Consider the following 19451-nt stretch of genomic DNA (forward strand, 5'->3'; position numbering starts at 1 on the left):
TTTATTCATGATATGGGCTGGATAACCGTCATCTCAGCATGTTTATGAGAGGTAAAGGCGATACACAGTACTGACAAAAACAATGCGCATGCGCTAATTCCAAACAACAGAGTGTAAGAGGTGAGTGTCGTGGCATAAAATGCCATTGCATAGCCTACAACGCCTTGTGATATAGCGAAGGATAACGTCATCATACTCCAGGCTTTAGTATGTAACCCATAGCCTACAGATTCTAATGTATAGGTAGATACTAACGTGACAGTACCAGGCGTAAATATCCCCACTAGCAAAGAAGACATAAACAAACTGATGGGCTCTGTACTTAACAAGGGAAGGGATACCCCCAGAGCTTTCAACGTAAATGCAATTAGGAGTGAACGCTTGCTCCCAAGTCGATCCCCAAGCATGCCAGTTAAGATGGGGCCAATTGCAGCGCCAATACCAAATGTCGCCCAGTAAAGGCCGCCGCTTAGCAATGACATTTCGAGTTCACGTACAATATAATCTACCCAAAATAATGTATGGGGTAGATATCCAATAGCGTTAAACGTATATGCCGATAATATTAAAGCAAGTGTCATCGCCTGAGGTTTAGATAAATCTTTAAAAGATGAAGCCGCTCCCTTTGTTTGACTAAGATTTTGATTTATCAGCCAAGTGTCCACAGCGCTCCAAGCATTCCAAGTCAATAACGTCGCGCCCAGAGCAACAAAGCCCATACCAAGCCAGGCAGAAACAAGACTGTGGTAAATCAGCAAAGGGATCAGAGTGCCCGATAACATGGCGCCAAGACCAATGCCTGAGAAAATGACGCCACTAATGCGCGCCTTTATCTTGCTGTCGTGCATCCTCATTATGGCCGGCGGAGCGAGTACCATTAACATCGCGCCTGCTACACCGGCCAAAGTGCGTAATACATAAAACCAAAGGATAGGGGCTCCTTCAAATGCACAGCCTAAATAGCTGAAGCTACTGACTAACATCGAGGTGCGTATCAGCTGGCCGACAGTGAAATATTTGATTAAAAGGTTGGCGGCAGGGGCACCGAAGATATAACCAATCAGAGTGGCAACCCCAAGATAGGAGGCGTCGCTCTGACTAAACCAACCTGCCTGTATTAGTGCAGGCATTAAGGCAATATAAGCAAACCGGCCAATCCCATTGCCAATAAGCGTAGCCGCTAAACCTGCAAGACTATAACGGTTTAAAAGAGGATTATTGGGCATAGGAGATCTCTTGTTGCTGCGCTATAGCGCTAAATAGTTGATTAACGGCTTTTCCGGCATCAACAATGGCGGTGGAGTTCACCCCTGGCCTAGGGACAATAAAAGTATAAAACTTATTACCTTCAGTAGGCACGCCTAATGCCCACATATTTGTATGCGTTGCTCCATCCTTATTGATGACTTGCATATTGTGCGAGACATCGATCCCACCGGGATGATAATTACCGTTGAAATATAATCGAGCATACCCTTTAGATAGTAACTGTTGCCAAAGTTCAGTGCCGTCATCTTTAGGGCTATGCATCGAAATCTGTGCGTGGACTAAGACGTCTGCTATTTTTTCATACTCAGGCCAGACTGATGACTGAATCGTGACTTGCGCCGTTTCCAAATTTAATGCCACATTAGGGGATGGCCCCATATCAATACTTAATATTCCACTATCAACCAATGCTAGCATTTCTTCAATTCGTTCTTTTGGTGGCCCGACTGCAATGCGGTTCATGATAGGGATAAAAATAGCATCTACCCAGCGATGGGATTCTTCAGTTAAACCTTTATAATCAACCACGTCACGGATCATATCTCTAAGATCACGTAGTACATCACTAGCAGATTTAATTGGACTGCTAAGGTTTCCACGCTTAGCTTCAAACAAATCATTTTCAAGGTATTTCTTAAGCCAGTTACTGTATTTTTCTTTAGAAGAAAGGATACTCATAGGTATTGGGGTAATTAATCTTTGCCATGAAAAACGGTCTTCTAATTGAACGAATCTATTTATTAACTCGGCTCGTTTTTCTGTAGAAGAAAATAAATAACTATTACAAAACTTTTTCGCCTCTATAGTACCTTGTTTATCGGTAATATACGCCTCGTAGTATGCGTATTCCATATCACTGACTAGTAACGGAAGTACATCTTGTAGGAAGTCGATAGCGCCTTTATTTCTAAGCTCTTTCACTTTGGCTGTAGTTAAGAATTTAGCTTTATATTGAACCGATGCGCCTTTTTGATTCATTGCACGACCAGATAAAGGTAATCCAGCCCTAGAATAAGCGATAATATTAGGTTCTTTACCTGACGGGCTATAGATTAATTTACCGCTGTTATCCCGATTAAACTTGCCATTCCTACCTTGAGTTAACTCTGCAACTACGTCGCACATTGTTAATCCCATTCCTTTGATGGCAACTGTATGTTTGTTATTTAACCCTGTTAATTTATCAGTGATCGGGTAGGGATCTCTTATTTCAATAACACTATCATTTACCGGTTTTTTTGGTTTTTTTGGTTTTGTATGCCCTGTTGTTACAAAAACATAATCCAGTGAATGATATTTCCCATCTTCTGTTTTAGCAGACCAAGAATGAGATTTATTATCAATATCGATAACCTCTAAAGGGATATAGCTGATATTGAGATCTGAACTTGAAAATTCCTGAATATAATAAAATACCCAGTTTAAATACTTTCCAAATAGTTTTCGAGAATAATAACCATCGGCATGAATAGTTAATGGAATGTCTTCGGCTGGGGTTTGTTCGCACAATCACTGATAAAATGTTGGGCCTGAAAGCACATTCTTAGCTTCCGTTACAGAGTCATCTGCAAACATAGTAATCTGTTCAGCTACAGTATTAACGAGTAGATAGTCAGGCTGTTCTAAAGTATGGCAGCCAGAACCTGGGAGGTAAGGATCAAAAATAATAATATTAATCTTTTCCTCTTGATAACTTAAAGAGAGAGCCACTATCCGCTCTAATATACTCAGCCCTCTTGGGCCTGCGCCAATAATCCCAATATTTGTCATAGACAACTTTCCATTCCCTGTTTAGCTGTACATTTTTAATGTGCTAGTTCAAAATATTTAGTGTAACAACTCTAATAATATCAGCGAAATTTGCTTTTTCACTTCTCCTTTAGTCGTATATTCACTGGATAATCCTACGGGGGCTCTGAAACGATCATTTTGAAGCGGCTTGGGTATATGTCGCTGTGTTCTTTGATAGCGTGATCCTTGATCGTGAAAATATTCAAGCTCAAAATACAGCTAAAAAAATAGCGACCTGAGTGAGGTCGCTATTTTTGAACTCATTGCTGAGCTAGCCGTTTTTAACAATCTAGCTGTTTTTAACAGTCTAGCCATTTTTAAAAGTCTAAATATTGCGGCCAGCCAAGTAAGCCGTGTAGGCCTTCTTTGTGCTCAAATCGCTCGAGCTTTTCTGGACTTGCGCCTTGCATCTGTAGCTCGCGGTAACCTTTGGCAAAATGCAGGGTGCGCAGCATGCCTTGGGTGTAATGCTTGCTTAAATCTTGGCGAATAATGTCGGCTAACTCCTGGGGCAATAGTGCAAGGGCTTGGTCAGTTTGAGCCATTAAATAGTCGCTATCAAACCAGGCGTCATCCAGTTCAATTTTACCTAAACGCTTTTTAAGATCTTGCCTTACACCACTGCCGGCAAACAAGGTGCGATACAGCACAGCTTCGGCCAATACGGCTTCAAGGTTGAGGCAATCAAGAGGATCGTGATCTGAAGTTAAATAAAACTGCTTCAGTAAGGCGCTAATGGCCTGCTGACGATCGTGCTCGGCTAAGGCGTCTAAGTAACTTTGCCAGCCCTGCCATTCATCCATATCCGGTGGGCTAGAGACGTTTTCAAGCAGGCTTTGACTCACATCACCGTAGAGTGATTTTGTGGTGTTAAGCTTGCTCGCTTGAGTCAATAAACTCCAGCCTTTTTGGAAACACTTAAGCACGCCATCAGGAGTTTGCAGTAGTGGCAATGAAATAGCAGGCTCGTCTCCAGTTAAGGAGATGAGGCCGATACTTACCACGCCAATAACATCGTGGGCGGCCTGTTCAAGCAAATGCATCTTGTGCTTGTTGTAGAACTTATCCGCAAGTTTAAGGCTCATTAAGATGGCCTTGGCCTTGATTTGGGTCAGCTCTTGTTGAGTTAGTTTTTCTTCATTCTGGCCATAGGCCAGCACTTTAGTTAAATATGGGCCTTGATTGGGGTCCCGTAATGCGAGTTGCATATCTGGGTCCTTAATCTAAAAAGCTAAACATATCATCAACTTCAGCGTATTCGTCCGCCACTTGGTTTTTCTCTTTCGCTTGCAGTACTAACTCATTAACAAACTTAGATATGATCATTTCCCAGCCAGAGCTTTCATTGCGAAGCAAGTTCTTAATTGACTTGGCGACTTCTGGGGCCAGCTCTTGAATGAGCGCCATCAGACTGCGTGGGTCGTCAATGCCTAGGCTGTGAGATTCTTCTGTGGCATGCCAGCTATCGTAACCGACAGTGGTGCCGTCATCTTCATCATCATAAACGTCGCGGCCGCCGTCTTCGGAAAATTCGCTCGGCGCTAAGATAAGCTCGATAAAAGGGATCGACAAGTAGAACAAACCCGCTGGATCTTCTGCGATACATTCTAAAATAGCGGCTTGTTTTTCTTCACTTTCTTGAATACGAATTAAATAGGTTAAAAACTCGAATGTATGGGCAATAAGCTCATCGGCGTTGGTTTTAACTTGCTCTTCCCAGTACAAGGGCTGCTGACAAACGATGTCGCGAATTTGCTCAGGGCTCATGAGCTCAGACATGATTGACGGGCAAGAGATGTCATGATGACTATTAATTTGAGTCAGGGTGACGATATCCATGTGCTCAATCACTTCCACTAACTGCTCGTCTGTCATGGTGTTGGCGATGATCTCAAACCGCTTACTGGCCTGCTTTGGCTCTACATCGGCGAGCTGTTTGATTTCCGCTGCGGTAATCTCAATCAGACTGGTTGTCATTATCTGTCCTCGTCATCGTATTGATCGTAATAGCCTTCTTCTTCGCTATCTTCATCGTCTTCGTCATCATAATCACTATTTGACTGGCCGTACTCTGCTTCATCGTCATCATTGTCCGATGGTTTAGCCTTTTTCTTGGCGCCACTGGCTTCTTGATTGAGCAAGAACAATACCGCACAGCTTTCAATCAGCAAAGATTCACTGTGCGCGCGCACCGCCTGCACTAAAGGAATATCGCTATTATTAAAGGCAATGCTCACTTTAAACTCATCCCACTCAGGTTGGATGGCGTTATCAAGCCAGTGTGACCACTTAAGCATGGATTCAGGGGCGAACTTTACCTGACCAAATAGCGCCACTGGCAAGTATTCAGGGACTGACGCCAACATGCTGACATCCGCCAGCAACACTTGCTTTATCTGGCGGGTGAAATTGTCCAACGCCTTTGGGGTATCGGGGTCATTGTATGACTCAATATTGTCATAGGCATTGCTTTTAAGCTCATGGATGCGAGCAAGGTTTAATGATTTGGCCATGGGGTACTCAAGGGTAAAATTGGTCCCACAACTCGCGCATGGCGGTGGTAGGATCTGTCACAATTACATTATTAAAATCTTTAATAAACGCGTTTCTTAGCTTTTTATCGCTCAGCACATCATAGGCTTGTTTCACTCGTTGTAGCTGAACTTCGGCCTGCTGTTTCTCCTCATCGGAGGCTAAGAGTAGTTTATCTGGGTGGTACTTGTTGGATAAGCGTTTATAGGCTTTTTTTATTTCATCTTCTTTGGCACTGGCTTTGACGCCCAGTACAGTGAAGTGGTTAATCATAAAGGTTACCTGTAGGCGATAATGCTATCGAAACCTCATCCTTGGGCGGATGAATATTTTATGGGACGGTAATAGTTTTGGATGATACCAGAGATAGCCCATTTTCAGCAATTAACCTTAACTATAACTCTAGTGACATAGGCGCTCATTAATACGCCGTTAATGGCACTCTTTGAGAAAGATTTGTTTGAAAAAACTCCAGTCAAAACACTTTTAATAAAAAATGCTTTACCTTTGAGAGGCCTTTTAGCATAATGCCCCACGTCAACAGGGGTGTAGTTCCAATTGGTAGAACAGCGGTCTCCAAAACCGATGGTTGCGAGTTCGAGTCTTGCCACCCCTGCCAAATAAAACAGCGGCTTGCATAGAAATATGCGAGCCGTTTTTCATTTCAAAAATTATTATCTAAAGTTAATCTTCCGTTAATTTTCCACATTCTCCTTGGTTGGATTATTATTGGGCTTTTAATACCTATTTATTCAAAATAAAAATATTGCAGGAGTCAGGTGTGGGCAAGGGGATCTTAAAAATTTATCTAGGGCTTGGTTTTACAGCGCTTGTTGTCTGCGCGAGTGCTTGCTCAAGTAGCGTGGGCAGTGAAATCTTTTATGAACTCACTCAGCCTACGCCGGCTAATGATTGCCAATACTTATTACCAGAAGACAGGGATTTATGCCTTATCGATGCGGAAAAAAGAATGAGTTACGAGGAATATATGCATCAAAGGCAGCAGATTATAACTCAATAACCGCCGTGGACATTGATTTTTGTGTCATCAATACTGCGTTCTGCTAAGTAACAAAGGAGCATAGGGTAAGATGCTCCTTGCGATTAATGGCAAGCCTCTCGCACTACAGCACAATTTAGCCCTAGCCCCATAGGGACAAAGTTAACCATTAATTTTTGAATTATCTGTAATTTTTTTATCATAATATTCAAAGGGAAATAGATTACGGATCTGTTGAGTCAGGTTGTCACCGACATTGGCCGATACATGTAATCGAATATCGCCTTGCTTTTCACAGCGTACCGTCATGGTTAGCTTGTCAGATTTAGCCAGCGCACGGCAATCTTGCTTAAATTTTTCAGGAATTTTACCTTTGTGGCTAATGAGTTTGCCATCTTTGAAATGCATCTCAAAAACAGTTAAGCCTTTGTTTGAGTTGAAAATAAGTTTATAGGCGAGCACAAATAACACCAATATAAAGCTTATCTTAAAGATTGTTTCTAGCATGCTAATTTCCTATAAAGTGATTGATAACACTATATTTAAGATACTAAGACTTAAGTTAAAAGCAATATTTTTTACTTTTACCGTGGCTAAATATTGCGCTATATCAAACTTAGGTTAATATCAAACTCAGGTTAATATCAAAGTCAGGTTAATATCAAAGCTAGCTTAATCTTAAAGTTAGATTAATGCGAAAGGTTAACCAGTCGCTGTTAATTCAAAGGCGGCGATGCCCGCAACTACATTAAGGATGATGTTATGTCTATATCTCATACTCGTTTATCAAATGCTGATCGTTGGTCTGAACTTTGTGACAAGCAGATCGCCGTGCTTGATAGATTGTCTGCAAGTTTTCCTGAGCGCAGTGAACAGATTGCTGCTCTGTCGCATACTTGGGAAGTCATGCAGCAACAAGTTAATGAAGGCAAAAGCATGCATAGCTTAGCACTTTAATAATGCAATGCTTTCAGTGTAAAAAACCGCCTTGAGCGGTTTTTTTGTATCCGGAGCTTAAGGTGTTTATTTGTATTTGAACACCTAGTGACTAAACCTGCAGTTATTTTTACTGCAAATGTAAAAATTATTAATCAGATGTAACTAAGTGTTGAGTTTTTTATCCTTGGCAGCGTAATCTAAGTCAAAGAGACATGATGAAAATGTGCCTAATGAGCACTGGATTATCGCCCCCATTAGACAAGAGGTCAGTATGAGCGCAGCAAAAACACGCAGTGATTGGGAAAGCATGGCACAGTCGTTATCTATCCAAGGTCAAGCATTCATAAATGGCCACTATCAAGCTGCAGCGTCTAAGCAGACATTCGATTGTTTAAGCCCAATAGACGGCCGTTTAGTCGCCAAGGTTGCCAGTTGCGATCTCGCCGATGCTAATTTAGCCGTGGATAATGCCAGAGATGTATTTGAAGCTGGCACTTGGTCACAACTGCCGCCGGTTAAGCGTAAGCAAGTGCTGATCCGTTTTGCCGAGCTGATGGAAGAAAATGCCGATGAATTAGCTTTGCTTGAAACCTTGGATATGGGTAAACCTATCCGCTATTCAAGATCTGTGGATGTTATGGCCGCCGCCAGAGCTATACGCTGGTGCGGTGAAGCGGTTGATAAAATTTACGATGAAATTGCGCCAACTGCACACAATGAAATCGGTATGATCACCCGTGAACCCGTTGGGGTGGTGGCGGCGATTGTGCCGTGGAATTTCCCAATGATTATGGCCAGTTGGAAATTAGGTCCAGCCCTTGCTACGGGCAATAGCGTTATCTTAAAACCTTCTGAAAAATCGCCGCTTACTGCCATTCGACTGGCGCAACTGGCATTGGATGCCGGCATGCCTGCTGGAGTGCTCAATGTGTTGCCGGGGTTTGGTCACACTGTGGGCAAGGCGTTAGCGCTGCACATGGACGTCGACACCTTAGTGTTCACTGGTTCAACCAAGATTGCCAAGCAGCTGATGATTTACGCTGGTGAGTCAAACATGAAGCGCGTTTGGCTTGAGGCTGGCGGTAAGAGTCCAAATATCGTCTTTAATGACACCCCAGATTTACAGGCCGCTGCTGAAGCGGCTGCCTGCGCCATCGCTTTTAATCAAGGTGAAGTCTGCACTGCGGGCTCTAGATTATTAGTCGAATCTGGTATTAAAGATGAGTTGATAGCCCTGATTGCCAAGGAGTTTGAAGGTTGGCAACCGGCTAATCCATTGGATCCCGCCACTACCTGCGGCGCCATGGTGGACAAGCAGCAGTTAGACAATGTGCTGGGTCATATTCAAGCGGGTAAACGCGAAGGTGCGGCGGTGGTGTCTGGCGGGGCGCAAGTGCTGGCTGAAACTGGCGGCGTTTATGTACAGCCCACTATTTTCAGCGGCGTTACTAATCAAATGACCATAGCCAAAGAAGAAATTTTCGGCCCAGTGCTGGCGGTGATTGAGTTTGAAGGCATGGAGCAAGCGATTGAAATCGCCAACGACACTATTTACGGCCTAGCTGCAGGGGTGTGGACCAGTGATTTGAGCAAGGCCCATAAAACCGCCAAGGCGCTGCGCTCAGGTATGGTGTGGATTAATCATTACGATGGCGGCGACATGACAGCGCCCTTTGGTGGTTATAAACAGTCCGGCAATGGTCGTGATAAGTCACTGCATGCATTTGATAAATATACTGAAATAAAAGCAACTTGGATTGCGCTGGATTAAGAGCGTCAGGTTTTAATGTTGCAACTGTTAAACTTGAATTAACATGCATGTAACTTCTTGCTTGAGGTTAATATTGAGTGTAGTGTGGGAAAAATGGCCGATATATTTAGCACTAGTGCTTTGTTATTGCGCCATTTATAGCATCTAAGGTTGGTGATAATAGTAGGATTACTTAAGGTGAGATATGACAAGCACAAAGCCTCCTCTGATCGGTGTCGTTGCCTGTAATCGTCAGCTCGGATTACACCCTTTTTCGATTGTGGGTGAGAAATATTTACTCAGCGTGGTGCACGGTTCTGGAGGATGGCCACTGGTTATTCCTTCCTTGGGCGGAGCTCAACCTATCAACGCCATACTCGATAGCCTAGACGGCATCCTCTTTACTGGTTCACCCTCCAATGTGGAACCTCATCATTACCAAGGTCCTGCTAGTGTGGAAGGCACCCATCACGATCCTAATCGTGACGCCAGTACCTTACCGTTAATCAAAGCCGCAGTGGCAGCAGGCGTTCCCATCTTAGGGGTTTGCCGTGGTTTTCAAGAAATGAACGTCGCTTTTGGCGGCAGCTTGCACCAAAAACTCCATGAAGTAGGTCAATTTATTGAGCACAGAGAAGATAAAACTGCCTCTATAGATGTGCAATATGGCCCAGCTCATGAGATTAAAATAGAAGCTGATAGCCTGCTGTTTAAGGCGTGGGGGCAAACACAAGCCCAGGTAAATTCAGTGCATACTCAAGGCGTCGACCGTCTTGGCGTTGGGCTTAAAGTAGAAGCTTGGGCCCCAGATGGCTTGATCGAAGCCTTCTCCGTTACCGATGCCAAGGCGTTTGCCTTAGGTGTCCAATGGCATCCCGAATGGAAAGTTACCGAAAATCCGTTTTACTCATCGATTTTCAAGTCCTTTGGTGATGCGTGCAGAAATCGTGCTACAACTCGAGCGAGATAAACATGGATAAGCTAATAGCGTTTTTAAAAGAAAAAAAGATCACTGAAGTAGAATGCGTGATCAGTGATATGACAGGGATTGCCAGAGGAAAAATCGCCCCCGTGGATAAGTTTGTCTCTGAGCGTGGCATGCGCTTACCTGAATCTGTATTGCTACAGACTGTGACGGGGGATTACATCAAAGAAGATATTTATTATCAATTACTCGATGATGCCGAGGTCGACTTTAATTGCGTGCCCGATGAGAACGCAGTATTTATGCTGCCCTGGACCGCTGAAGCCACGGCGCAGGTCATCCATGATTGCTACGATAGAATGGGTAATCCTATTGAGTTATCGCCGCGTAATGTGCTTAAAAAAGTCATCGCCCTTTATGACGAAAAAGGCTGGGAGCCAGTGATTGCGCCTGAAATGGAGTTCTATCTAACCCTTCGCAGTGACGATCATGATTTACCGCTAAAACCGCCTATTGGCCGCTCTGGTAGACCTGAAGCTGGGCGTCAGTCATTTTCTATTGATGCTGCCAATGAATACGATCCCCTATTTGAAGACATGTATGATTGGTGTGAAATCCAAGGCCTAGATATCGATACTTTAATCCATGAAGATGGCCCTGCACAGATGGAAATTAACTTCAGCCACGGTAATGCACTTAACCTTGCCGACCAAGTGTTTGTGTTTAAACGCACTTTGCGTGAGGCGGCCCTTAAGCACAATGTGTGTGTCACCTTTATGGCCAAACCTGTCACCGATGAGCCGGGCAGTGCTATGCACATTCACCAGAGTATTATCAATAAAGACACAGGCAAGAACATATTTACTAACGACGATGGCACTAAAAGTGCGCTGTTTTTAGGTTATATTGCCGGTTTGCAGAAATATATTCCTGAATTGTTGCCGCTAATGGCGCCAAATGCTAACTCTTTTAGACGCTTCTTACCGGGTACTTCTGCGCCAGTAAACTTAGAATGGGGTGATGAAAACCGCACTTGTGGTCTGCGTATACCAGAATCATCACCGCAAAATCGTCGTATTGAAAACCGCATACCAGGGGCGGATGCCAACTGTTATCTGGCCATAGCCGCAAGCCTGTTATGTGGTTATATCGGCATGGTGGATGAGCTTAAACCATCGACGCCAGTGCAGGGGCGTGCGAACGAGAGCCGCACCAATAACCCTAATTGTTTACCTGTGACCTTAGAAGAGGCATTGGCTGCAATGCAAGACAGTGATGCTTGTAAGACCTATTTAGGTGAGTCTTTTACTACTGGTTTTATTGCTGTGAAGCAGGCCGAGCTTGAGAATTTTCGTCGGGTGGTGAGTTCGTGGGAACGTGAGTTTCTGTTACTGACGGTATAGTGTTTTTAGGTGAGTCGTTGTGAGGATTCTGGCACTAATAGTGGGTGTTATTTTCAACATCAACTGTGAATTTTTATGCAAATAGAGCATAGCCTCTAGCCAAATGCGATTTTTTTGATAAAATCCGCGCCTTAATAAGTCTGGCGATTATTTAGCTAAGGCATTGGCTGATTAATCATGCAAATTGTTAATCTGTGCACATGAGTGGTGGCACGGGATAAGAGCCCAAAGTCAGTTTGGGCAAGGTAAGCCGCATAGAACGGCATAACTTGGCCTTGGTCTTCGTCTAATAACTAATAAATAGTCGAATGCTTGGGTCATTTACACCAGGGAGTTTATATGAAGTTATTAACCAAATTATCCACACTAGCATTGGTCTCTGCCAGTCTATTGTCTGCCACAGTTGCAAAGGCCGAAGAAGTGGTACGCATGTACAACTGGTCTGATTATATTGCTGAAGATACCTTAGAAAATTTCCATAAAGAAACCGGTATTCGGGTTATTTATGACGTGTTCGACAGTAACGAGCTAGTGGAAGCTAAGCTGCTTTCAGGCCGCAGTGGCTACGACATTGTGGTGCCATCAAACCATTTCCTTGCTAAGCAAATTATTGCTGGTGCATTCCAACCATTAGACAGAGCTAAACTGACTAATTATGGCAACCTAGCCACGGATCTAATGAAGCAGCTAGAAAGCGCCGATCCTGGTAACAAGTTTGCTGTACCTTATCTTTGGGGAACCAATGGTATTGGCTACAACAAAGGCAAAGTAAAAGCCATTCTAGGTGACGATGCGCCAGTAGATTCACTTGAATTAATATTCAATCCTAAATATTCAGCCAAATTAGCCGAGTGCGGTATTGCTATGCTGGACTCATCAGAAGACATGATGCCTGAGGCATTGATCTATTTAGGACTTGATCCCAACAGCAAAAATATTGGTGACTATCAAAAAGCTGCTGATCTAATGATGACGATCCGTCCATACATCACTTACTTCCATTCATCGCGTTATATTTCAGACCTTGCCAATGGCAATATTTGTGTCGCTTATGGATTCTCAGGTGACGTCTTCCAAGCCGCGGCCCGCGCCGATGAAGCTAAAAATGGTCATGAAATCGGCTACGCTATTCCAAAAGAAGGCGCTAACTTGTGGTTTGATATGCTGGCGATTCCAGCGGATGCTGAAAACGTTGAAAACGCGCACAAGCTAATTAACTATCTACTGCGTCCAGAAGTCATAGCTCCTATCACTAATTATGTGGCTTACGCTAACCCCAATAAGCCTGCTCAAGCCTTAGTGGATGAAGCGATTCGCACCGATCCGGCTATCTATCCTTCTCAGGAAGTGATCGACAAGCTCTACATAGGTCAGATCCGTCCTCTTAAAGTGCAGCGCGCCATGACCCGTGCTTGGACCAAGGTTAAATCTGGTCAATAAGCACTTTAGGCAATAGCGATTTAATGTTAACCGATCATGGAGAAGCTTAGCTTCTCCATGATTTTTTAATGTAAAAATAATAAAATACAAAGGTTTCAGCCTCTTGGCTTTGGGCCGGTAAGACGGAGAAGAAGTAGTATGTCAAATACCTCGGGTGCAGCCCAACCAATGGCGCAGTCACAGCAAGCAATGCCACTAACAGGCTCACAAAACACGGTTTCTAAGCCTGAAGTGCTACTGAAAATTGATGGCGTGAGCAAATTGTTTGATGGTGTTCGCGCCGTGGACAAGGTGTCATTGACCATTCAAAAAGGTGAGATATTTGCACTGCTTGGTGGCTCGGGTTCAGGAAAATCGACCTTACTGCGGATGCTAGCCGGTTTTGAGCGTCCCAGCGAAGGCCGTATCTACTTAGACGGCATCGATATTACCGACTTACCGCCTTATGAGCGTCCTATCAATATGATGTTTCAGTCATATGCCTTATTTCCGCACATGACGGTGGAACAAAATATTGCCTTCGGTTTAAAGCAAGACAAGCTGCCTAAGGCTGAAATAGCTCAGCGTGTGGCTGAAATGCTTAAAATTGTTCACATGGAAAAATACGCTAAGCGTAAACCGCACCAATTATCAGGTGGTCAGCGCCAGCGGGTGGCTTTGGCCCGTTCATTGGCTAAACGCCCTAAATTGTTATTATTGGATGAACCTATGGGGGCGCTGGATAAAAAGCTGCGCACTCAAATGCAACTTGAGGTGGTTGAAATTCTTGAGCGAGTAGGGGTGACCTGCGTGATGGTGACTCACGATCAAGAAGAAGCCATGACCATGGCGGGGCGTATTTCCATCATGAGCGAAGGCTGGATAGCCCAGACAGGCTCGCCAATGGATATCTATGAGAGCCCTAATAGCCGAATGATCGCAGAGTTTATCGGCACAGTTAACTTATTCGAAGGTGAGATTGTCGAAGATGAAGCGGACCATGTGATCATAGCTTCCGAGTCATTATCGCAACGCTTCCATGTTGATTATGGTGTCTCTACTAGTGTCGAAGACAGGCATGTCTGGTTGGCGCTGCGTCCTGAAAAAACCATCATTACCCGTGAGCAACCCGAAGGTGAATTCAATTGGGCTAAAGGTGTGGTACACGATATCGCTTATCTTGGCGGCATTTCCGTGTATTACATTAAGCTTGAAAATGGTCAAATTGTGCAGTCGAGTATGGCAAACCGCGAGCGCCGTAGCGATCGAGCCACTTGGGAAGATCAAGTCTTCATTAGTTGGGAGGCCAGCAGCGGCGTGGTATTAAGATCATGAAAATAAAATCCCTGTTTGGTTTTATCAAGGGGCGGCACCTGACCATGGGTATTCCTTACCTGTGGTTATTGCTGTTCTTTGCACTGCCCTTTGCCATCGTACTTAAGATAAGTTTCTCATCGGCGGCGATTGCCATCCCGCCTTACGAGCCGACCTTTAACTATGTCGATGAAGCGCTGAACATCTTTCTTAATCTGGGTAACTACCTGTTATTGCTTGATGATCAGCTCTATTACATGGCCTACCTAAGTTCGATAAAAACAGCCTTTGTGGCGACCTTGGGTTGTTTGCTCTTGGGCTACCCCATGGCTTATGCCATCGCCAAAGCACCAGCGAGACTGCAAACCGTATTGTTATTACTGATTTTACTGCCTTCTTGGACATCGTTCCTTATTCGGGTTTACGCTTGGATGGGGCTACTGAGCAACAACGGCCTGATTAATAATTTTCTTATCTGGGCTGGGGCAATAAGTGAACCTATTCAGATGCTTAATACTAATTTTGCCGTCTATATTGGCATAGTGTATGCCTATCTCCCCTTTATGATTTTGCCCTTATACGCCAATTTAGTGAAGCTAGACATGAGCCTACTAGAAGCCGCATCAGATTTAGGTTCGCGCAGCATCAATACCTTTTGGCAGGTGACTTTGCCCTTGTCAAAAAGTGGCGTGATTGCCGGCTCTATGTTGGTGTTTATTCCTGCCGTGGGTGAGTTTGTTATCCCTGAGCTTCTTGGCGGCCCAGACTCCTTGATGATAGGTAAAATTCTTTGGCAAGAATTTTTCAATAACCGCGATTGGCCTGTGGCATCGGCACTGGCAATTGTGATGTTGGCGCTGCTTATCATCCCTATTACCTTGTTCCACCGTTATCAGGCCAAAGAGTTGGAGAAAGACCTATGAAGAAGTTAAGTTTTTCCAATGTCATGCTGTGGCTAGGGCTGATTTTCCTCTATGCGCCGATGTTTATTCTGATTTTTTACTCCTTCAACGGCTCAAAGCTTGTGACAGTGTGGGGCGGATTTTCCACTAAATGGTACGGCGAACTGTTTGCGGATCAACAGATCTTAGACGCCGTCTGGACCAGTCTACAAATCGCCTTTTACAGTGCTAGCATGGCGGTGATTTTAGGCACTATGGCCGCCTTCGTGATGACCCGCTTTCGTCGTTCTTGGGGGAAAATGACCTTATCAAATATGATCACTGCGCCCTTGGTGATGCCAGAAGTAATAACAGGTTTGTCACTTATGCTGCTATTTGTGCATATGGCGGATTTAATTGGCTGGCCGACCCAGCGCGGCATGTTAACCGTTTGGCTGGCACACTCGACCTTCTGCGCCGCCTACGTCGCTGTGGTAGTGTCCTCAAGGCTGCGAGATCTTGATATTTCCATCGAAGAAGCTGCTATGGACTTAGGGGCAACACCGTTTCAGACCTTTATGCAGATAACTGTGCCCATGATAGCGCCTGCACTGGCGGCAGGGTGGTTATTGTCATTTAGTTTGTCATTGGATGATTTAGTTATCGCAAGCTTTGCCTCGGGACCTGGGGCTACCACCTTGCCGATGATAGTATTTTCCTCGGTGCGCCTCGGGGTCTCGCCTAAGATCAATGCGCTAGCCACCTTGATCATTTTAAGCGTGTCTTTGATAGCCTTCTTGATGTGGTTTTTTGCCAGAAGGGCAGAGAAGAAAGCCAAGATGCAGTGATGCGCTAATACGTTAATACTTGAAAGGCAGTCACGCACAGTTGTTTGCGCAGCAGTGCGTGACTTTTTTATCCCGCTACCGAATGATGTTGTCTTGCTGCAAAGCTTCTTGGTGTACTGTGATTTGTTGTAAGGTGACCTCGGCCTGTAATGGGCTAACGTCCCGAGTGACGCCCATTCTTACTGAAAAAGTTCAACGGTAAAAGGTCCCTATGGGCTCGGGCGCAATATCCCAGCGGCCTAATTCAATAGAGCAATTCGAGACTCGAGCCTTTTAGCCCAATATCCTCCCATTAGTATTCGATTTTTAGTTTAGCCCTTAAAAGATCTATCTATAACAACCGATTAGCCTAAGTGTGCTGATTTATGCTTTGCAAACAGCACAAGGCATCAAGACTAAGACGCTATAAGACAAGGAGGTCATCTTGAAGTACATGATTTTGGTTCTACTCATACCAATGACGATTTAATTCTTCCCAACTCAATGGTGGCTTTAAATTAACCCTGCCATCCAGCGTAAAGCTATAACAAAGCTAGTTTTTTTACATCTCATCGGGCATGCTGTCTAGATTAAGATTATTGCATTACGGATAGTGACTATGATGAACATTTCGCTGACTTTTCTTGTTGTATATTTGCTATTAGCAGGGGGGGCTTGGTTTAATGCTAGTCGCCGTGGCAGCCTGCATTGGTGCGATATCAGTGCGCCAGTGCTGATCCCTTTGTGTTGGGTGGGCTTAGTGATGGCCGGATATGGGCATCAAAGCTTGGCACATCTGATTGAAATTCCCATCTTGCTTAGCATCAGTGTGCTACTGCTGAACGTTCGAGTGTTCGTTCTCGACCATATTCAAACTAATACCAAGATTAATGCTTATATCGTCCTAGGAATAGGTCTGCTAAGTGTTTTGCTCGTGCGTCATTTTATGCCTTTTTTAGCAGAATAAAGCTGAATAAATAAGCATTAAGGAGTTCAACATGGGATTTTCAGGAGTGATGTTAAAGGCTATGGGCAGGGCGTTCACTGCGGAGCTCAGTTTCAATTTACTAAGCATTAGAGTGCTAAGTGCTAAAGTATTAAGTATTAGTACGCTAAGTTTAACGCTATTAAGTGTTAGTGCATTAGGTACAAGCATGGTGCAGGCGGCTAGCGAGGAAAGCTTACCTGGACTTAGTATTGAGCCATTGGCCGAAAATGTGTATTTGCATCAGTCTTTCCAGCGGGTTGAGGGTTTTGGCTTGGTGAGTGCCAATGGCTTAGTGGTGGTAAACCAAGGCAAAGCCTTTATCGTCGACACCCCTTGGTCTGAAACTGACACTGCGGCGCTGGTTGATTGGATTAGCGTTAAAGGCTATCAATTGGTTGGCAGTGTATCGACTCACTCCCATGAAGACAGAACCGCAGGCATAGGCTGGCTCAATGCTCAAAGTATTGCGACATTTGCCTCTGAATTAACCAATCAGATTTTACATGAATCGAAAAAACCGCTGGCAAACCATCCTTTTGCACTGCCACAGGCGAGTTTATTTGACGGCAAGCTGGAGGCCTTTTACCCAGGTGGCGGCCATGCGAAAGATAACTTAGTGGTCTGGCTGCCTCAATCCAATATTCTCTTTGGCGGCTGTTTAGTGCGCAGCTTAGACTCGACAAGCCTAGGCTACACCGGAGAAGCGGTATTAGCCGAGTGGCCGACATCGGCGACGAAAGTGCTGGCAAAATACCCTGATGTAGAACTTGTGGTGCCAGGGCATGGAAACACCGGTGATAAACAGCTGTTAATTCACACACAGGCTTTGGCCGAAACTGGCGCTAAGCAAGCGTCAGCTAAATAAAGCAGGGATTGGGAAAGCAGTAAAAAATAGTTTGGACATCTAGATGGCTATTTGTTAGGTTTGTACTTAAACTTAAGCAGCTTAAACACAAGCAGCTTAAGCACAAGCGACTCAACACCAATAGCATAAGAGGATGGCATCATGAAACTTGAATCACTGGCACTGCATTTTGGCTATACATCTGAGGCAAGCACTAAAGCTGCGGCGGTGCCCATCTATCAAACCACCTCTTATACCTTCGATGATACCCAGCATGGGGCCGATTTATTCGACCTGAAAGTGGCAGGTAACATCTACACCCGTATCATGAATCCCACCACTGATGTGTTAGAGCAGCGCTTAGCGGCAATTGAAGGTGGTATAGGAGCGCTAGCTGTGGCGTCTGGCATGGCCGCCATTACTTATGCTATCGCTGCATTGACTCAAGTTGGCGACAATATTGTCAGCACCAGTCAGCTCTATGGCGGCACCTATAATTTATTTGCCCATACCTTGCCGCGCCAAGGCGTTGAAGTGCGCATGGCTGCCTTTGATGCTTTCGATGAGCTTGAAGCGCTCATTGACGACAACACCAAGGCGCTTTTTTGTGAATCTATCGGTAATCCGGCGGGGAATATTGTCGATTTGCAGGCTTTGGCCGAAATTGCGCACCGCCACGGCGTCCCCTTAATTGTCGATAATACAGTGGCGACGCCAGTATTGTGCCGCCCCTTTGAGCATGGCGCCGATATCGTTATTCATTCATTAACTAAGTACATAGGCGGCCACGGCACTACAATAGGCGGCGCGATTATTGACTCGGGTAAGTTTGATTGGGCCGCTAATAAAGACAGGTTCGCCCTGCTCAATGAGCCAGATCCTTCCTATCATGGGGTGGTTTACACTCAGGCCTTTGGCCCCGCTGCCTTTATCGGTCGTTGCCGCGTGGTGCCCTTAAGAAATACCGGCGCGGCGCTGGCGCCTCAGAGTGCCTTTTTATTGCTACAAGGCTTAGAAACCCTAAGCCTTAGAATGGAGCGCCATTGCAGTAATGCCTTAGCGTTAGCCCAGTATTTACAGCAACATCCTAATGTCAGCTGGGTGAATTATGGCGCCTTAGAAAATAGCCCTTATAAAGATAATTGCCATAAAATCACCTCAGGCAAAGCCTCAGGGATTATTAGCTTTGGGATTAAGGCTCAGGCGAGTCAAGATAGTAAAGTTGCCGGTGGGCGCTTTATTGATGCGCTTAAAATGATCTTAAGGCTGGTGAATATTGGCGATGCTAAATCCCTCGCCTGTCATCCAGCCAGCACGACTCATCGGCAGCTCAGCCCCGAGGAATTAGCTAAAGCCGGCGTGAGTGAGGATTTAATTCGGATTTCAGTGGGTATAGAGCACCTAGATGACATTATCGCCGATGTAGAGCAGGCTCTGGCCGCTAGCGTAAGCTAAAGGCTCAACTAAGCGCGCAATTCGATATTAGATATTAGATATTAGATATTCGGTATCGCAAGCCATCACCCATCCCAACTAACAGCGCCTACGGGCGCTTTATTCATCTATCTT

At 44.8% G+C, this 19451-nt stretch carries 18 protein-coding genes, 1 tRNA gene and 1 pseudogene; 13 read left to right on the plus strand and 7 right to left on the minus strand.

Going from position 1 to position 19451, the window contains the following annotated elements; translation table 11 throughout:
- Positions 1 to 5: 5 nt before the first annotated feature.
- The 6 genes and pseudogenes from H5073_RS04255 to H5073_RS04285 form a co-directional block, all read right to left on the minus strand.
- Entirely contained in the window at positions 6 to 1226 is a 1221-nt protein-coding gene (locus H5073_RS04255; RefSeq protein WP_182677321.1) for a YbfB/YjiJ family MFS transporter, read from the minus strand.
- Positions 1216 to 3039 (minus strand): annotated as a pseudogene (locus H5073_RS04260) (FAD/NAD(P)-binding protein). Before H5073_RS04260 ends, H5073_RS04255 begins: the two are co-directional and overlap by 11 nt.
- A 338-nt stretch (positions 3040 to 3377) precedes the next feature.
- The gene (locus H5073_RS04270; RefSeq protein WP_182677327.1) at positions 3378 to 4268 is read right to left on the minus strand and encodes a hypothetical protein; all 891 of its coding nucleotides are present in this window, start codon (positions 4266 to 4268) and stop codon (positions 3378 to 3380) included.
- A 10-nt stretch (positions 4269 to 4278) separates the two neighbouring features.
- The gene (locus H5073_RS04275) at positions 4279 to 5037 is read right to left on the minus strand and encodes a hypothetical protein (RefSeq protein ID WP_182677329.1); all 759 of its coding nucleotides are present in this window, start codon (positions 5035 to 5037) and stop codon (positions 4279 to 4281) included.
- Entirely contained in the window at positions 5037 to 5573 is a 537-nt protein-coding gene (locus tag H5073_RS04280; protein WP_182677331.1) for a hypothetical protein, read from the minus strand. The genes H5073_RS04275 and H5073_RS04280 overlap by 1 nt, the downstream gene beginning before the upstream one ends.
- Positions 5574 to 5580: 7 nt before the next feature.
- Positions 5581 to 5865 carry a J domain-containing protein gene (locus H5073_RS04285; RefSeq protein WP_182677333.1) on the minus strand — a complete coding sequence of 95 codons (285 nt, stop codon included), beginning with the start codon at positions 5863 to 5865 and terminating at the stop codon, positions 5581 to 5583.
- A gap of 269 nt (positions 5866 to 6134) precedes the next feature.
- Here H5073_RS04285 and H5073_RS04290 point away from each other — a divergent pair.
- Positions 6135 to 6211, plus strand: a tRNA-Trp gene (locus tag H5073_RS04290).
- 162 nt (positions 6212 to 6373) lie between these two features.
- The gene (locus tag H5073_RS04295) at positions 6374 to 6613 is read left to right on the plus strand and encodes a hypothetical protein (protein ID WP_182677335.1); all 240 of its coding nucleotides are present in this window, start codon (positions 6374 to 6376) and stop codon (positions 6611 to 6613) included.
- Positions 6614 to 6754: 141 nt separating this feature from the next.
- Here the strand turns inward: H5073_RS04295 and H5073_RS04300 are convergent, their stop codons facing one another.
- Positions 6755 to 7099 carry a DUF3634 family protein gene (locus tag H5073_RS04300; protein WP_182677337.1) on the minus strand — a complete coding sequence of 115 codons (345 nt, stop codon included), beginning with the start codon at positions 7097 to 7099 and terminating at the stop codon, positions 6755 to 6757.
- A gap of 255 nt (positions 7100 to 7354) precedes the next feature.
- Here H5073_RS04300 and H5073_RS04305 point away from each other — a divergent pair, with 255 nt between their 5' ends.
- The 11 genes from H5073_RS04305 to H5073_RS04355 all read left to right on the plus strand — a co-directional run bounded on the left by H5073_RS04305 (position 7355) and on the right by H5073_RS04355 (position 19337).
- Positions 7355 to 7549, plus strand: a complete 195-nt coding sequence (locus tag H5073_RS04305; protein WP_182677339.1) for a hypothetical protein — start codon at positions 7355 to 7357, stop codon at positions 7547 to 7549.
- A 253-nt stretch (positions 7550 to 7802) separates the two neighbouring features.
- Positions 7803 to 9302, plus strand: coding sequence for an aldehyde dehydrogenase (locus H5073_RS04310; RefSeq protein ID WP_182677341.1), 1500 nt, complete (start codon positions 7803 to 7805; stop codon positions 9300 to 9302).
- Positions 9303 to 9486: 184 nt separating this feature from the next.
- Entirely contained in the window at positions 9487 to 10251 is a 765-nt protein-coding gene (locus tag H5073_RS04315; protein ID WP_182677343.1) for a gamma-glutamyl-gamma-aminobutyrate hydrolase family protein, read from the plus strand.
- Positions 10252 to 10253: 2 nt separating this feature from the next.
- A complete protein-coding gene (locus H5073_RS04320) occupies positions 10254 to 11609 on the plus strand; it encodes a glutamine synthetase family protein (protein ID WP_182677345.1) in 1356 nt (451 codons plus the stop codon).
- Positions 11610 to 11948: 339 nt separating this feature from the next.
- The gene (locus tag H5073_RS04325; RefSeq protein WP_182677347.1) at positions 11949 to 13049 is read left to right on the plus strand and encodes a polyamine ABC transporter substrate-binding protein; all 1101 of its coding nucleotides are present in this window, start codon (positions 11949 to 11951) and stop codon (positions 13047 to 13049) included.
- 189 nt (positions 13050 to 13238) lie between these two features.
- Positions 13239 to 14363, plus strand: coding sequence for a polyamine ABC transporter ATP-binding protein (gene potA / locus H5073_RS04330; protein WP_182677567.1), 1125 nt, complete (start codon positions 13239 to 13241; stop codon positions 14361 to 14363).
- Entirely contained in the window at positions 14360 to 15265 is a 906-nt protein-coding gene (locus tag H5073_RS04335; protein WP_182677349.1) for an ABC transporter permease subunit, read from the plus strand. The genes potA and H5073_RS04335 overlap by 4 nt, the downstream gene beginning before the upstream one ends.
- Positions 15262 to 16071 (plus strand): ABC transporter permease subunit, encoded by an 810-nt coding sequence (locus H5073_RS04340; protein ID WP_182677351.1) that lies wholly within the window; start codon positions 15262 to 15264, stop codon positions 16069 to 16071. Before H5073_RS04335 ends, H5073_RS04340 begins: the two co-directional genes overlap by 4 nt.
- 598 nt (positions 16072 to 16669) lie before the next feature.
- Positions 16670 to 17017: a hypothetical protein gene (locus H5073_RS04345; protein WP_182677353.1), complete on the plus strand. Its 348-nt coding sequence runs from the start codon at positions 16670 to 16672 to the stop codon at positions 17015 to 17017.
- Positions 17018 to 17048: 31 nt separating this feature from the next.
- A complete protein-coding gene (blaDIM, locus tag H5073_RS04350) occupies positions 17049 to 17903 on the plus strand; it encodes a DIM/SIM/IMP family subclass B1 metallo-beta-lactamase (protein ID WP_259394819.1) in 855 nt (284 codons plus the stop codon).
- 141 nt (positions 17904 to 18044) lie between these two features.
- A complete protein-coding gene (locus H5073_RS04355; protein ID WP_182677355.1) occupies positions 18045 to 19337 on the plus strand; it encodes an O-acetylhomoserine aminocarboxypropyltransferase/cysteine synthase family protein in 1293 nt (430 codons plus the stop codon).
- The last annotated feature ends 114 nt before the right edge of the window (positions 19338 to 19451 follow it).

It is taken from the genome of Shewanella sp. SR44-3 (genome assembly GCF_014163735.1).
Classification (GTDB): domain Bacteria; phylum Pseudomonadota; class Gammaproteobacteria; order Enterobacterales; family Shewanellaceae; genus Shewanella.